This window comes from Parasphingomonas puruogangriensis (genome assembly GCF_036663635.1).
In the GTDB taxonomy this organism is placed as follows: Bacteria; Pseudomonadota; Alphaproteobacteria; order Sphingomonadales; family Sphingomonadaceae; genus Sphingomonas.
The window spans coordinates 86,684-100,079 of the sequence record NZ_JAXOJI010000002.1; the positions used below are offsets into that span (position 1 = coordinate 86,684).

The 13,396-nt window shown below is 63.7% G+C and carries 12 protein-coding genes; 7 read left to right on the top strand and 5 right to left on the bottom strand.

The window, feature by feature from the left end; all coding sequences use genetic code 11:
• Positions 1 to 10: 10 nt before the first annotated feature.
• From U1739_RS05990 to U1739_RS06010, 5 genes are all read left to right on the top strand, one after another.
• The gene (locus U1739_RS05990) at positions 11 to 931 is read left to right on the top strand and encodes an MBL fold metallo-hydrolase (protein ID WP_332705084.1); all 921 of its coding nucleotides are present in this window, start codon (positions 11 to 13) and stop codon (positions 929 to 931) included.
• Positions 932 to 940: 9 nt separating this feature from the next.
• Positions 941 to 1,636, top strand: coding sequence for a dienelactone hydrolase family protein (locus tag U1739_RS05995; protein ID WP_332705087.1), 696 nt, complete (start codon positions 941 to 943; stop codon positions 1,634 to 1,636).
• Between the two features lie 24 nt (positions 1,637 to 1,660).
• Positions 1,661 to 2,128, top strand: coding sequence for a nuclear transport factor 2 family protein (locus U1739_RS06000; RefSeq protein WP_332705090.1), 468 nt, complete (start codon positions 1,661 to 1,663; stop codon positions 2,126 to 2,128).
• A 40-nt stretch (positions 2,129 to 2,168) separates the two neighbouring features.
• Positions 2,169 to 2,522: a carboxymuconolactone decarboxylase family protein gene (locus tag U1739_RS06005; protein WP_443025509.1), complete on the top strand. Its 354-nt coding sequence runs from the start codon at positions 2,169 to 2,171 to the stop codon at positions 2,520 to 2,522.
• A gap of 64 nt (positions 2,523 to 2,586) precedes the next feature.
• The gene (locus tag U1739_RS06010) at positions 2,587 to 2,994 is read left to right on the top strand and encodes a nuclear transport factor 2 family protein (protein ID WP_332705093.1); all 408 of its coding nucleotides are present in this window, start codon (positions 2,587 to 2,589) and stop codon (positions 2,992 to 2,994) included.
• Positions 2,995 to 3,091: 97 nt separating this feature from the next.
• Here U1739_RS06010 and U1739_RS06015 read toward each other — a convergent pair whose 3' ends face one another.
• Positions 3,092 to 4,039 carry an alpha/beta hydrolase gene (locus U1739_RS06015; protein WP_332705096.1) on the bottom strand — a complete coding sequence of 316 codons (948 nt, stop codon included), beginning with the start codon at positions 4,037 to 4,039 and terminating at the stop codon, positions 3,092 to 3,094.
• Positions 4,040 to 4,474: 435 nt separating this feature from the next.
• Here U1739_RS06015 and U1739_RS06020 point away from each other — a divergent pair, with 435 nt between their 5' ends.
• Together U1739_RS06020 and U1739_RS06025 are read left to right on the top strand one after the other, a co-directional pair.
• Complete coding sequence (locus U1739_RS06020; RefSeq protein ID WP_332705099.1) at positions 4,475 to 6,610, top strand: TonB-dependent receptor; 2,136 nt, start codon at positions 4,475 to 4,477, stop codon at positions 6,608 to 6,610.
• Between the two features lie 155 nt (positions 6,611 to 6,765).
• Entirely contained in the window at positions 6,766 to 9,681 is a 2,916-nt protein-coding gene (locus tag U1739_RS06025) for an ATP-binding protein (protein WP_332705102.1), read from the top strand.
• Between the two features lie 50 nt (positions 9,682 to 9,731).
• On the opposite strand, the gene U1739_RS06030 is transcribed toward U1739_RS06025, so the two are convergent.
• The 4 genes from U1739_RS06030 to U1739_RS06045 all read right to left on the bottom strand — a co-directional run bounded on the left by U1739_RS06030 (position 9,732) and on the right by U1739_RS06045 (position 13,282).
• Positions 9,732 to 10,355: a pyridoxamine 5'-phosphate oxidase family protein gene (locus tag U1739_RS06030; protein WP_332705105.1), complete on the bottom strand. Its 624-nt coding sequence runs from the start codon at positions 10,353 to 10,355 to the stop codon at positions 9,732 to 9,734.
• A gap of 45 nt (positions 10,356 to 10,400) precedes the next feature.
• Positions 10,401 to 11,150: an SDR family NAD(P)-dependent oxidoreductase gene (locus U1739_RS06035; RefSeq protein WP_332705108.1), complete on the bottom strand. Its 750-nt coding sequence runs from the start codon at positions 11,148 to 11,150 to the stop codon at positions 10,401 to 10,403.
• 30 nt (positions 11,151 to 11,180) lie between these two features.
• Positions 11,181 to 12,167 (bottom strand): alpha/beta fold hydrolase, encoded by a 987-nt coding sequence (locus U1739_RS06040; RefSeq protein WP_443025510.1) that lies wholly within the window; start codon positions 12,165 to 12,167, stop codon positions 11,181 to 11,183.
• Positions 12,168 to 12,808: 641 nt separating this feature from the next.
• Complete coding sequence (locus U1739_RS06045; RefSeq protein ID WP_332705111.1) at positions 12,809 to 13,282, bottom strand: GNAT family N-acetyltransferase; 474 nt, start codon at positions 13,280 to 13,282, stop codon at positions 12,809 to 12,811.
• Between the last annotated feature and the right edge of the window lie 114 nt (positions 13,283 to 13,396).

Here is a 13,396-nt window from a genome sequence, read left to right on the forward strand (position 1 = left end):
GATGAGCAAGATGCCTTCTTCCAATCGACTGATGCACATCGCTGTGGGCCTCGGCGTGGCGCTTGCCGCCGCACCGCTGCTCGCCAGCCCCTATTCCGACATCAACAAGGCCGCGGCAGCGGGGCCGATCAAAGTGGATCGCCTGCGCGGCGGGGTGCGTATGCTTTCGGGGTCCGGTGGCAACATCGGGGTCCTGCCGGGACCAAACGGCCTGTTGATGGTCGATGCGGGCATCGCCGTCTCGCAGAAGATGATCCAGGCGGCGCTGCGAAAGATAAGCCCGGGTCGGATCCGTCTCCTGATCAACACCCATTGGCACTGGGACCACACTGACGGCAACGGGTGGGTCCGACGCACCGGCGCGACGATCGTCGCCGACCGGCTGGCGCTGCGCCGGCTGACCCAGACGAACCGCGTCGTCGAGTGGGAGCACACCTTCACGCCGATCAACAAACCCTATCTGCCGAACTCGGTGCTGACGGGCGACAAGACCATCGGCTTTGCCGGCGAGACGCTGCGGATACGCCATTACGGGGCGGGACACACCGATGGCGACATGTCGGTCTACTTCAAGAAAGCCGACATCCTGCAGACCGGCGACACGTTCTGGAACGGGCAGTATCCGTTCATCGACTACGTGACGGGCGGCAGCATCGACGGCGCGATACGGGCGGCGAACGCAAACCTGGCCATGGCCGGTCCCAACACGCAGATCATCCCCGGGCACGGACCGGTCGGCAATCGGGTCCAACTGCTCGCCTTCCGCAACATGCTGGTCGCGATCCGCGCGAGGGTCGCCGCGCTCAAGGTGGAGGGCAAGTCGATCGACCAGGCGGTCGCCGCCAGACCGACGGCCAACTTCGACGCGAAATGGGGACGTTCGGTCATCAGCGGCGCCCTGTTCACGCGCCTCGTCTACCGCGGGGTCTAGGAGGACGACATGGGCGACTACATCACCATATCCACCGATGCTGGCGAATTCCAAGCCTACCGGGCCCGTCCCGACCTGCCCGTAGCCCCCGCAGTCGTGGTCCTCCACGAGGTCTTCGGCGTGAACGCGGACCTTCGCCAGACCTGCGACGAGTTGGCGCGGCAGGGCTTCATCGCGGTATGTCCCGACCTGTTCTGGAGACAGCAGCCGGGCACCGACCTCAGCGTCACGTCGGAGCAGGACTGGAACAAGGGTCTCGCACTCTACGGCGCGTACGACCGGGATCTTGGCGTGCGCGACGTCGTGGAGACGATCCGACACTCAGCCTCACTCGAAGGCGCTTCAGGCAAGGTCGCCGTGCTCGGCTACTGCCTGGGTGCCCTGATGGTCTTCCTCACCGCCGCCAGATCGGACGTCGACGCGGCCGTCGCCTTCCATGGAGCGGACACGGAGAAGTATCTGGACGAGGCGAAGTCGATCACGGCGCCGATGCTGATGCACCTAGGCGAAGCCGACGAGTTCGTCTCGCCGGCCGCACAGAGCGCGATCAAGGCCGCCTGCGCCGATCGACCGAACATCCGGATCTTCAGCTACCCGGGTTGCCATCACGCCTTCTCCCGCCACGGCGGCGCGCACTACGATGCTGGGGCGGCGGCGAAGGCCAACACGCGCACCTGGGCCTTCCTCCACGGCGAGCTCGCCTGAACGATCTACCAAGGAACGTAAGCCATGACGAACAGGCCGCCGCTGCCACCTTTCACCTTCGCCTCAGCAACCGAAAAGGTCCGTCTCGCGGAGGATGCCTGGAACAGCCGAGATCCAGGAAAGGTCGTCCTCGGTTATTCGCTGAACACGCAATGGCGCAACCGCGCCGAGTTCGCCCGCTCCCGCGTCGACGCCGAGCGGCTGTTGCAACGAAAGTGGGCGAGGGAACTCGACTATAGGCTGATCAAGGAGTTGTGGGCCTTCGGGGGAGCGCGGATCGCAGTGCGCTTCGCCTACGAATACCGTGACGACAGCGGCAACTGGTATCGGGCCTACGGAAACGAGAACTGGCAGTACGACGACGCCGGACTGATGACGCACCGCCACGCCAGCATCAACGAACACCCGATCCAGGAGGCGGACCGCATGTTCCTCTGGCTGCTTGGACGCCGCCCCGACGACTACCCCCCGCTCAGCCATTTCGGCTTCTGATCCCATCCCGCGGAAAACATCCGCCTACTGGAGAACGACGATGCACATGCTCGATTGGAATGGATACCGTCAGCAGATCTCCGCTGGCGTGTCGACGCTCGGAAAGCTCAGCCCGGACACGGTCAGGGGCTACGTCACCATGAACGCAGCCGGACAGAAGACCGGCCACTTCGACGAGAAGATGCGCGAGCTGATCGCTGTCGCGGTCGCTATCAGCCTCCGTTGCGACGGCTGCATCACCGTCCACACCGAGGCGGCCCGTAGGCTCGGCGCGAGCAAAGGGGAGATCGCGGAGGCGATGGGCGTCGCGATCGGCGTGAACGCCGGCGCGGCGATCATCTACGCAACCCGGACGCTCGATGCTTTCGACGCCGCGGAGGAGGCTGCCGAATAGGACGGCAAGCCGTCACGCGACTTTCGAATTCGACCAACAAATGCCACCCTTGAAGGACCAATAGATGACGAGCGAAAAGAACCGGGCGATCGCCGAGGAGCTGCTGACGGCGATCGGGACGGGTTGCTCCCCGGAAGCCATCTCAGAGCTGTTCCACCCGGACGTGGATTTCGAGATACCCGGCGACGTGGGTGCGCTGCCCTGGATCGGGCGAAAGACCGGCCGCGGCGCGGTCGTCGACTTCATCGAGGCGAACCGCCGCCTGTTGCAGCCGGTCGGCTTCGACGTTCAGGGGATCCTCGCCAGCGATGACACCGCAGTGGTCGTCGGCAAGCTCGCCAGTCTCGTCACCGCCACGGACCGCCTGATCGGCACCAGCTTCGCAATGGTTCTGACTATCAAGGATGGCAGCATCGTGCGCTTTCTGATGCTCGAGGACAGCTTCCACGTCTCGACCGCGGCGAGGCCCTGACATTAGCAGCCATCGGTGCGCGTCGCACACGCGGCGCTCGTTTCGAATTCAGGATTCCCACGAAAGTGACGCCGTAGACCCGTCGGCTCCACACACGCTAATCTCCAGGCAGAGCCATGACGAGCCTCAGCGCCGCCAGCGCCCCCGCGACGTCGCCTTGACTGGAGGGGACCGCCTTCCGGAGCGTCGCGAAAGCATGGATGTTGCCGGCCGCTTCGCGGAAGACCGTCGGCACGCCGGCCGCGATGAGAGCGGCAGCGTACGCGCGCCCCTGGTCCCGGATGGGATCGAGGCTCGACGTCACGATCACAGCGGGCGGCATCCCCGTAAGCTCGCCCAACATCGGGGAAGCCCGCACGTGGGTGACATCGGCGCCATACGCGTCAGCGCCCCACTCCAGGCCAGCCCGCGTCAACAGGAAGCCATCGCTAAAGCTTTCGAGCGAAGGGTAGATCCGGCCCATGTCCGCCAAGGGATAAAAGCAGAGCTGCGCCAACACCGGAACGACGGCAGGCGAGTCACGCAAGGCCATCGCCGTCACGATTGCCAATGCGCCGCCGGCACTATCGCCCGCCACAACGAGACCGGTCACCTGGCGTCCAAGCGCGTCTCCGCTGGCCGCAATCCAGCGAGCCGCCGCCTCGCAGTCGTCCGGAGCCGCCGGCCAGCGGTGTTCTGGCGCAAGTCGATAGCCGACCGAAACGACCGGAACGTCGAGGGTCTGCGCCATTTCAACGCACAATGCCGCGTGGGTGTCGTGGTCCCCAATCACGAAGTTACCACCGTGAAGGAATACGAGCACGGGGCCCGGTGGTCGGCTGGACCTCGCATCGAACAGCCGCAGGGACAGGCGGCCGGAAGGGCCGGGAATTTCAATATCCGCCACCACCGCGAGCTCGTTAGGCGGCACGTCGACGATACCCTTCGTGACGTCGTACTGCGCCCTCGCATCCGGCGCCGTCAGCTCCGTCGAGTTGGGCCGCGAAGCGTTGTTGACGGAGGCGAGGAAGGCACGGACATCCGCTCGCATGAATGGTTCGGTCATGCTGCACTCCTCCTGCCGTCAAATGCCCCGCCGGGCGCCGGCCCCAAACTCATTACATCGCAAAAAGATGATCACGCTATCCCGCAGATCGAGGTGGCAGGATTGGTAGAGCCCTCATTGCCAGTTCTCGGTCTCCATGTTTCGGGATTGCCATCCGTTTGCCTTTTGAGTCCACGACGTTTCTGCAATTTGCTCTATGTAAGAGAGCGTCCAGTTTGACTGCGGTATTGTCGCTTGGGGCAAAGCGGGGAGGCGGGCGTGATTACGGAGCATCATCGTAGACTTCTGACCGCCAGCGGCCTGGTGGGTGGGGCATTCTACGCCCTGCCAGCGGCAGCGCAGTCCCCGGTGCAGCAGCTCACGCCAGCCATCTCAGACAGCAGGCCACCCCGTGCGGACGCAGCACCCGCCGAGGCGCGACGTGCCCGACCCTCCGTGACCGACGAGGACAGCTGGTCTGAAACCGACATCATCGTCACCGCACAGAAGCGTGACGAACGCATCCAGGACGTCCCCATAGCGATAAGCGTCGTGGGCGCGCATGCGCTTACCCGCAGCGGGGCTAAGAATCTGATCGAACTCCAGGGGGCGGTGCCCGGAGTCTTCTTCTCGGGGAACGCGATCGGCGGAAGCGCGCCGATCGCCATACGCGGGGTGTCTGGCGTCAACACCTATCTGCTTGACGATCCCGTAGCGCTCTACGTCAACGGCGTGTATCAGTCATCGGGACAATTCGGCAGTTCGGGCTTCCTCGACATTGGATCGATCGAGGTGGTGCGGGGTCCACAGGGAACGCTGCAAGGGCGAAACGCGACCGCGGGCGCCGTCCTCATCAAGACCGCCGACACGACGTCCAAATTAAGCGGCTACGCCAGGGCGTCCATAGCGGATCCGCTCGAATACCGTGGAGAAGGAGCGATAAGCGGACCGCTGGGGCCGACCCTCCAGCTGCGTCTCGCCGCCAACTTCTATCGCGAGCGTGGATGGGGCGACAACGTCTTCGACGGTAGCCACATCGGCGGCGGTCACGGCTACTCGTTCCGAGGAACCCTACGGTGGCAGCCGGCCGAGGCGGTGGTGGTCCGCCTGATCGCGGGAAGGAACCACACCTACTCGGAGCCGGCTTTGGCTCGATACGCCGCTACAAGCGAACCCACCTCGTCCGATGGGCCGTTGCAACCCCCTGGAACGCTGACGCCGACCACTCCGCTGAGCAAAGCACAGCGAGGAGTGATCGAGGACGACCTTCAATTCGCGTTGAACCGGCATACCTTCTCGCGGATCGTGAACGACAGCCTGGCGCTGGACGCGACCTATGACCTCGGCGGTGCGGAGCTGGCATCAGTCACGGGATACGACCGCATCGAGAACACGAGTTTCACCGACATCGACTCCTTCGCTCGCACCGACCGGGAGGGCTTCGTCATAGGCGACGTGCCCACGCGCAACTTCAGCGAGGAATTGCGCCTGCAGTCAACCGGCTCACCCCGGCTCTCATACATTATTGGGCTGTACTACGCCCATTCCGATCAGGACCTGGATTCCACCAGTTTCAATCTACGGCTCACGAGCTCGGTGCCAACGGCCGCTCGCTTCATCGCAAGTCAGAGGGTTGCATCCTACGCCGGCTTTGCAGACGCGACGCTTCGCCTCACCGACACGGTCTCGGCGACGGCAGGCATCCGCCACACCCGCGAAACGAAATCCTTCGACCTCCTCAGGATCTTGTCGAACGCCGAAACCGGGCAACCGCTCGCCAGCCCCGCCGACTACCGTCCCCCAAGAGCCGAATTTGCTAACACGTCGATCCGCGCGAAGCTAATCTACAGGCCGACCAGTCACCTGCTGGCGTATGCGAGCTTCAGCACGGGCTTCAAGTCGGGGGGATTCAACGCATTCGGCACCGATCCGGCGTTCCGTCCGGAGACGCTCAAGTCGCTCGAAGGCGGGGTCAAGGCGTCCCTATTAAAGCAACGCGTTACCTTTGCGTTCGCCGCCTACGCCAACCACTTCGACGACATGCAGGTTCGCTACGGGTTGCCCATAGCCGGATTGGGCATCGCCAACGCGGCCAATTCCAAGATCAAGGGGTTCGAGCTTGAAGGCACCGCACATGTCCTCCGCGACCTAACCCTTGCGGGATCGCTAGCCTACACGAACGGCCGGTTCAGGAGATTCGACAACGCCCTGGACCTCCTCAGCCGCCCCGTCGACGCATCGGGCAATCGATTACCAAGAACTCCTTCGTGGCAGTATTCCCTCCATGGAAGTTACGCGCCACGCCTCGCAGCGGACATGCTCGGCGTCATCGACGTCTCCTGGAAGCATCGCGGCTTGGTCTATCTCTACCAGACGGACCAAAACTCTCCGACCGTTCAGGGCCAGGCGGTTGGCGAGCTCGGCATGCGCGCTGGCATCACGTTCGAGCGAGAACAGCTCTCCGCCACCATCTTCGCCAACAACCTGAACAACGGCCGATCGGCAAACGGCCTCAACGTCGCATTTTCCTATCCTAGCGTGACCTTCAACAAGCCGCGAAGCGTTGGGCTTCAGTTCGAGAAGAAGTTCTGATCCATGCCATACGCTAGAGACGCGCAATATATTCAGGATATGAAATAAGTCGGCAGAGTCCTCAGCACATCCTACGATACGCATTCACAACTTCGGCGACCTCAACGAAAATAAGGGTGTTGGTTGGCGTAGGTAGGTGCAGCAGCTTACGTATCGTGCTGAACTTCGAAGGGCAGATCATGGAATCCACACGAGAAGGCAAGGCCCAGCCGCAAGTCGCCCTGGATGAGGCGGAAGAGGTGCTCTTATTCGACGCCTTTCGGATGTTTCCGGCGCGGAGGCTGCTCCTCGTTGGGGATGAGCCGGTGCTGTTGGGGGGGCGGGCGTTCGACATCCTAGTGACGCTCGTCCGTGCCGCTGGGAGCGTGGTCAGCAAGGAAGACCTTCTTGCCCGGGCATGGCCGGGGGTTTTCGTCCAAGACGGCAGCCTACGGGTGCAGATCGCCGGACTCCGCAAGTTGCTGCGCGACGGACAGGACGGACGCCGTCTGATCCTCAACAACGCCGGACGCGGCTACAGTTTCGCTGCGCCCGTCTCATTGCAGGTCCAGAGCGGCAAGCAGATCAGCGGCGGGTCGCAGCACGCCCCGGTCTACGAACTGCCTATCGTCCTCACGAAGGTCTTCGGCCGTGAGACGTCCATCGACCATCTGACCGCTGCGCTGCCCGCGCATAGGTTCGTCACGATCGTCGGTCCCGGCGGGATCGGAAAGACGACCGTAGCTCTGATGGCAGCCGCAGCGGTGCAAGGAGCCTGCCGGGCCGGAGCCATATTCGTGGATTTCGCGCCGATCAACGACCCTGCGCTGGTGCCCAGTGCTCTAGCCTCGGCACTCGGTCTGCCCGTCAAATCGGGGAATCCCGTCCCGGACCTCGTCGCCGCGTTGAGGGACAAGCAGCTACTGGTTCTTATGGACAACTGCGAGCACGTTATCGAAGCCGCCGCAGCCCTTGCGGAGGAGATACTGTCGCGGGCCTCGCAGATCCAGATCCTCGCTACGAGCAGGGAACCCCTCAGGGCGAAAGGAGAACGCGTCCATCGGCTCGGCACACTGGAAAGTCCTCCGGCCAACTCGAACCTCACCGCGGAGGAAGCGATGGTATTCCCAGCGGTCCAGCTTTTCGTAGAGCGCACCAACGCTGCCCTCGGGGGCTTCCAGTTGCGCGATGCGGACGCTTCCGAAGTGGGGGAGATCTGTCGCCGTCTGGACGGCATCGCTTTGGCGATCGAACTCGCCACGGCCCAGGTCGGAACACTCGGCATATCCGGCGTCGCGGCTGCGCTTCATGACCGCTTCGCGCTTCTCAACAAGGGCCTGCGCACCGCAACGCCGCGCCACCGCACGCTCAGCGCCGCGTTCGATTGGAGCTACGACATGCTTTCGCCAGAGACGCAGGGAGCTTTCAGACGTCTGAGCGTCTTTAAAGGCGGCTTCACACAGGAGGCCGCACATGCCGTGGCGGCGGACGGCGCCAAGTCGGAGACCGAAACCGCCAGATTGATAGGTGCGCTGATAGCGACCTCGCTAGTGACAGCTGAGGTGACAGGTGCCTCCCCTTCCTATCGGCTACTGGAGTCCGCCCGCGCATACGGCAGCGAGCGACTGCGTGATGAGGGCGAGCAAGAGGAGGTTGCCCGGCGGCACGCGGAATTCTTCCTCGATTACTTTCAAAGCGCGAGCGTCCGATCGACTGGCTGGTCGAGCATGCAATGGGTCGGCGCCTACAAGGCGCAGCTCGACAATCTCCGCGCGGCCCTGGACTGGTCCTCCTCCGCGAGCGAATGGCGACTTCGAGACGCGCTCACAGCCGCCGCCGTCCCACTCCTGACGCACCTGTCCCTGACTGAAGAGTGTCGGATCCGGGTCGAGGCTGCGCTGACGGATCGTCCCGACGGGTTTGCACCGGAGGAGCATTGCGAGATGCAGCTTCTTGCCGGTCTTGGAATGTCCCTCCTGTATACACGGGGCGCCGGTCCCGACGCGAACAACGCTTGGCTCGCCTGCCTCGCGGCCGCAGAACGGAACGGCGACACCGACTATCAGCTGCGCGCACTTGCGGGGCTCTGGAGCGCCTCTTTCAACGAAGGAAAGATGGAAGCCGTCCGGCGGCTGCGTAGCCGCTTCGAGAATGTAGTCGGCGATCCCCCCTCGATCGAAAACGCTTTGCACGGCCAGCGTATGCGCGGCATGGAAATGTTCTACCAAGGGCGTTTCGTCGAGGCAGGCGTAGACCTTCAGAGGGTCTACGAAGGATACTCGAACGAGGTCGGCAGCATGGACGTCCTCCGCTTTCGGACAGATCAGATGGTGCTAGCCTGCGTCAACTATTCGAAGACTTTGTGGCTGCAGGGATTTCCAGACAAATCCAGAAATATTGCTGCGCAAAGCGTAGAGGCGGCGAAGGTCATAAACCACGACATCTCCCTCACTTATGCCCTTGCTCTGGCAGCTTGCCGGATATCGATCATCACCGGCGATTACATAAATGCCGAAAATTACATCGATCAACTGTTCCGACGCGCGACAATGGATCGGACGGGGCCGTGGAAGTATTTCGCGCAGTGCTGGAAGGGCACGCTGCTGAGCCGGCAAGGGAGCGCACCAGAGGCCGTGGAAATGCTTTCCGACGCGTTGCTCGGAGTTCCGGAAGGGTCGTTCGGGATGCACCAGACGAGGTTCTTGGGTGAGCTGGCATACGCGACGGCGCAGGTCGGGGAGGTAAACTGCGGATTGGCGAAAATAAGACGGGCGATCGAGATCTGCGACCGGCTGGAAGAACGGTGGTTCCTGGCCGAGCTGCTACGCCTGGAGGGTGAGATCCTGCTGATCCAAGGCACCCCTTCCTACGCCCTCGCCGAAAAGTGCTTCAGCAACGCGATGGAATTGGCAAAACGGCAGGGCGCGCTGTCGTTCGAACTTCGCATCGCGTCGAGCCTCGTCCGCCTCGGGATCGCGGACGGCAGTGGGAAAGGCCGTGATGTCCTGACCCAGGTCCATGGACGTTTCGTCGAAGGCTTCGGAACAATCGACCTCGTCGAGGCTAAACGCCTGCTCGACGGCTTTCGATGATTGGTGTCCCGTTCGGATATCCATCGGGGTGGACGACGGCGTCCCCATTCCTAACGTGCGGCCACGGCCCGGGCGAGACGGCTCCGGAGATCCTCGATCTCGTCGCGGAGCGGCGCGATGCGCGCCTCCAACTGCGCTGACGAATAGCGCGGCTCTATGTGTTGTGGGCAGTTCCAGTCGAACGCCTCTACCTCGACCATGATAGCGTGCTCGATCCGAGCGCCGTAACCGGCGATCTCAAGCTCCGCCCTGAGATCCGGTCGATCACCGATCTCGGTCGTCGTCATGCGTCCGAGCAACTTCAGTCGTCGTCGGCGCGGGTAATCCATGAGGAACAGCGCGACCCGGTCGTTGCCGACGCCGTTGCCGATCGAAACATACTGCCGATTGCCGGAAAAGTCGGCCCAGCCGATCGTCTTGGCGCCCAATACCCGCACGAAACCCGGCGGACCGCCGCGATGCTGGACGTGCGGCCAGCCGGTCTCGGACACTGTTCCCAGATAGAAGCTGTCGCGAGACGTGATGAAATCGACCTCGTCCGGCCCAAGTGCCTCGTCGGACTCGGCCCGCCCCCCTGCCGCGACCATTGCGGCATAAGCCCCGCGCGAACCGTGCCGTTCCTGTTCGGCCTGGACCCCGTCTGTGAATGCCAAGTCGAAAAAGCGCTTGCGCATGCTGACCTCTCGCCTCTCCAGGCGCAGATGCGCCCCGCCCAGATGTTATATCTGCGCCGCGCCGCCGTCCACGAACAGCTCGCTGCCGTTCACGTAGCTGCTCTCGTCGGACGCGAGGAAGAGGGCCGCGGCCGCGATCTCGGTCGAGTCCGCGAGCCGACCCAGCGGCGTCGCCTCCCTCGTAAGGCGCTGCATCAGCGCATCCTCCTCCTCTGATGCGGCGAGGGCATGCCAACCTTCCGTCGAGGTCGATCCGGGCACCAGCACGTTGACGCGGATCGAGCGCGGTGCGAGCTCGAGGATCCAGTTTCGAGCGAAGCTGCGGATGGCCGCCTTGCTCGCACCGTAGACGCTGAACGCCGGCGTCCCGGTGGTTGCGGCGGTCGATCCCGTCAGGATGACCGACGCGCCGTCCCGCAGCAGAGGCAACGCCTTCTGAACAGTGAATAGCGTGCCCTTCACGTTCGCAGCGAAGGTCCGGTCGAAATGCTCCTCGGTGACGTCCGCCAGCGGGCGGAACTCACCGCCGCCGGCGTTCGCAAAGAGCACGTCGATCACGCCGGCCTTTTCCCTCACCACATCGTAGAGATGGTCGAGGTCGGCGGCCTTGGCGATGTCGCCGCGGACGCCGACGGCGCCACGGCCCACCGAGCGCACCGCATCGTCGAGTTGGGCCTGCCGGCGCCCCGTCATGAAGACCTTCGCGCCCTCGTTCGCGAAGCGCAGGGCGCTCGCGAGCCCTATGCCGCTGTTTGCCCCCGTTATGACCGCCACTTTCCCCTGAAGCTTACCCATTATCGCGCTCCCGATGACGAAAAAGCGAACTCACTTCCGACCGATGGTTCGGTCCAGAAAGTCATGGATCAGCGGCTCCGCGATCTCGAACTGGTCCTCGAGCACGAAGTGGCCGCTGTCGAGCAGATGGAACTCCGCCTTCGGCAGATCGCGCTTGTATGGATAGGCGCCGTCGGCCGGGAAGATCTTGTCGTTCTTGCCCCAAACGATGATCGTGGGCGGCTGGTATTTACGGAAGAAATCCTGGAAGGCCGGATAGAGCGGGACATTGGTCCCGTAGTCTAGGAACAGGTCGAGCTGGATGTCGCGGTTCCCCGGGCGGTCGAGCAACGGTTGATCGTGGCCGACATTGTCCGGATCGATACGACTGACGTCCGAGACGCCATCGGTGTATTGGAAGTTCGTCGTCTTGCGAGTGACCAAAGAGCCGATGGCCTCCCGGTTAGCGTCGGTCGGGTTAGCCCAATAGGCCTTGATCGGGTCCCAGAACGCCTTGAGGCCCTCCTCGTAGGCGTTGCCGTTCTGGATGATGAGCGCCGACACCCGTTGCGGGTGCTTGAGCGCGAGCCGGTAGCCCACCGGTGCGCCGTAATCCATGAGGTAGAGCGCGTAGCGGTCGGCCCGCAACTTGACCATCAGCGCGTCCATCAGGTCCGCGTAATGTCCGAAACCGTATTTGAAGCTCTTGTGGTCGGGCGCCGCGCTCTCACCGAAGCCGGGATAATCCGGAGCGATCACCCGGTAGCGATCGGCGAGCGCTGGGAGGAGGCGGCGGAACATGTGCGACGACGTCGGAAATCCGTGGAGCAGGAGCACCACCGGCCCATCGGCGGGACCCGCTTCACGATAGAAGATGTCCACGCCGTCGATGTTGACGGTGCGATGATGGATGACAGGCGGCTTCGCCTGCATGCCATGGGCGACCGGCGCGGCGGCGGTGGCCTGTCCGGGTATTGTCGTCGTCAGGATTCCTGCCCCGAGAAGCAGGGCGGCGCGAAGCATCGGATTGTAGGACATGACGTTCTCCCCAGGCTGTTGCGGGTAATGCCGGCCGGGGCGTATGCCTTCAGCCTACCTCGCCATCACAATGCCTCAAGCCCGCGCTGCGCCGTAGTGAGTTGACGTGAGCGGGCGCGAGCCCGTGTTTGCATACTACGGGCGTGTCGAGTTGAGAAAGCGTGCCGTCCTGGCCGCTGCCGGGTCGTCTACGAGCTACCGACATCAGAACGCGGGCCTACTATCCCAGCACCGCGCATCTTCGTGCCAGCCAAGCGATGCATGGAGGCCTGGATGCTGTCAGACGCCGCGTCCATCAGCGAAGGGTGCCCGCCAGCATCCCGCCGGCGGCGAAGATCCCGACGTGAGCTGCAAATGCAGGCACCCCGTCCTTCGGACTCCGCGCCGCCACCCCCTGCCCGGCTCGGCGAGGTCGCCGGCAAAGGCGGCAGCGCTCGAAACCTGCCCGCAGTCTGCTGCCGCAACGCCGAAGTTCAGAACGACGGACATGGTCGCGGCCGGGGGATTTTCGCGAACGGATCGCACGGACCGCGCACATCCCTATGGCGCGGCCGCGGCCATCGAAAGGTCTTCCGGGCGGGCGTCAAGCGCTCAGCCGGCCGCCGACCCACCTCCCAATCGCCCGCCACCCAATCCGGGCTTCAGATCGGACGCCTGAAGATCAAGCTGTCCCGGTCAGGAAACTGGTAATCCCGCGGAAGCGTGCTCCGCGAGCACTCCACGAAGCCGACGCGTCGGTAGAACGCGTGCGACCGGCTCGCCACTGATGGCGTATCCAGGAACAAGTCGTGATGACCGCGGGCGCGCGCCGCGTTCAACACCGCGGTGAATAGCTGCATGGCGGGGCCGCCCGGCCCTCGGTGTTCGGGCGCAACGAAGAACTTCTTCAATGCTCCCCGCCCGCCATGGTTCAGAAGCCCGATGGTGCCGACGATACTCCCGTCATGCTGCGCGATCCAAAACCCGCCATCGCGGTACGAAGCGGCGACATCCAGCAGGTCGGGTTGATCCGCGACGGTCAGGTTTAGTCCCGCCTCGTCGTTCTGGATGGACAGTATCAGTGCCGCGACCTCATCGTCGCGTCCCCCGTGATATCGATCGACTTCATAGTCCATGGCAAGCCTCGTCTCCGCAACAGTTCCGCGTTGAAACAACCCCTCGTTGGCCGGCGGTCTGGCCCCTGAGGTGAGAACTTGCTCAGCTAGTTGCATACTGGTTGGCGGAGGCAA

Coding starts and splice junctions, on each gene's coding strand:
- U1739_RS06030 (WP_332705105.1), bottom strand. CDS start 10,355: ATGCGCAAGCGCTTTTTCGACTTGGCATTCACAGACGGGGTCCAGGCC.
- U1739_RS05995 (WP_332705087.1), top strand. CDS start 941: ATGGGCGACTACATCACCATATCCACCGATGCTGGCGAATTCCAAGCC.
- U1739_RS06045 (WP_332705111.1), bottom strand. CDS start 13,282: ATGGACTATGAAGTCGATCGATATCACGGGGGACGCGACGATGAGGTC.
- U1739_RS06035 (WP_332705108.1), bottom strand. CDS start 11,150: ATGGGTAAGCTTCAGGGGAAAGTGGCGGTCATAACGGGGGCAAACAGC.
- U1739_RS06010 (WP_332705093.1), top strand. CDS start 2,587: ATGACGAGCGAAAAGAACCGGGCGATCGCCGAGGAGCTGCTGACGGCG.
- U1739_RS05990 (WP_332705084.1), top strand. CDS start 11: ATGCCTTCTTCCAATCGACTGATGCACATCGCTGTGGGCCTCGGCGTG.
- U1739_RS06040 (WP_443025510.1), bottom strand. CDS start 12,167: ATGTCCTACAATCCGATGCTTCGCGCCGCCCTGCTTCTCGGGGCAGGA.
- U1739_RS06005 (WP_443025509.1), top strand. CDS start 2,169: ATGCACATGCTCGATTGGAATGGATACCGTCAGCAGATCTCCGCTGGC.
- U1739_RS06000 (WP_332705090.1), top strand. CDS start 1,661: ATGACGAACAGGCCGCCGCTGCCACCTTTCACCTTCGCCTCAGCAACC.
- U1739_RS06015 (WP_332705096.1), bottom strand. CDS start 4,039: ATGACCGAACCATTCATGCGAGCGGATGTCCGTGCCTTCCTCGCCTCC.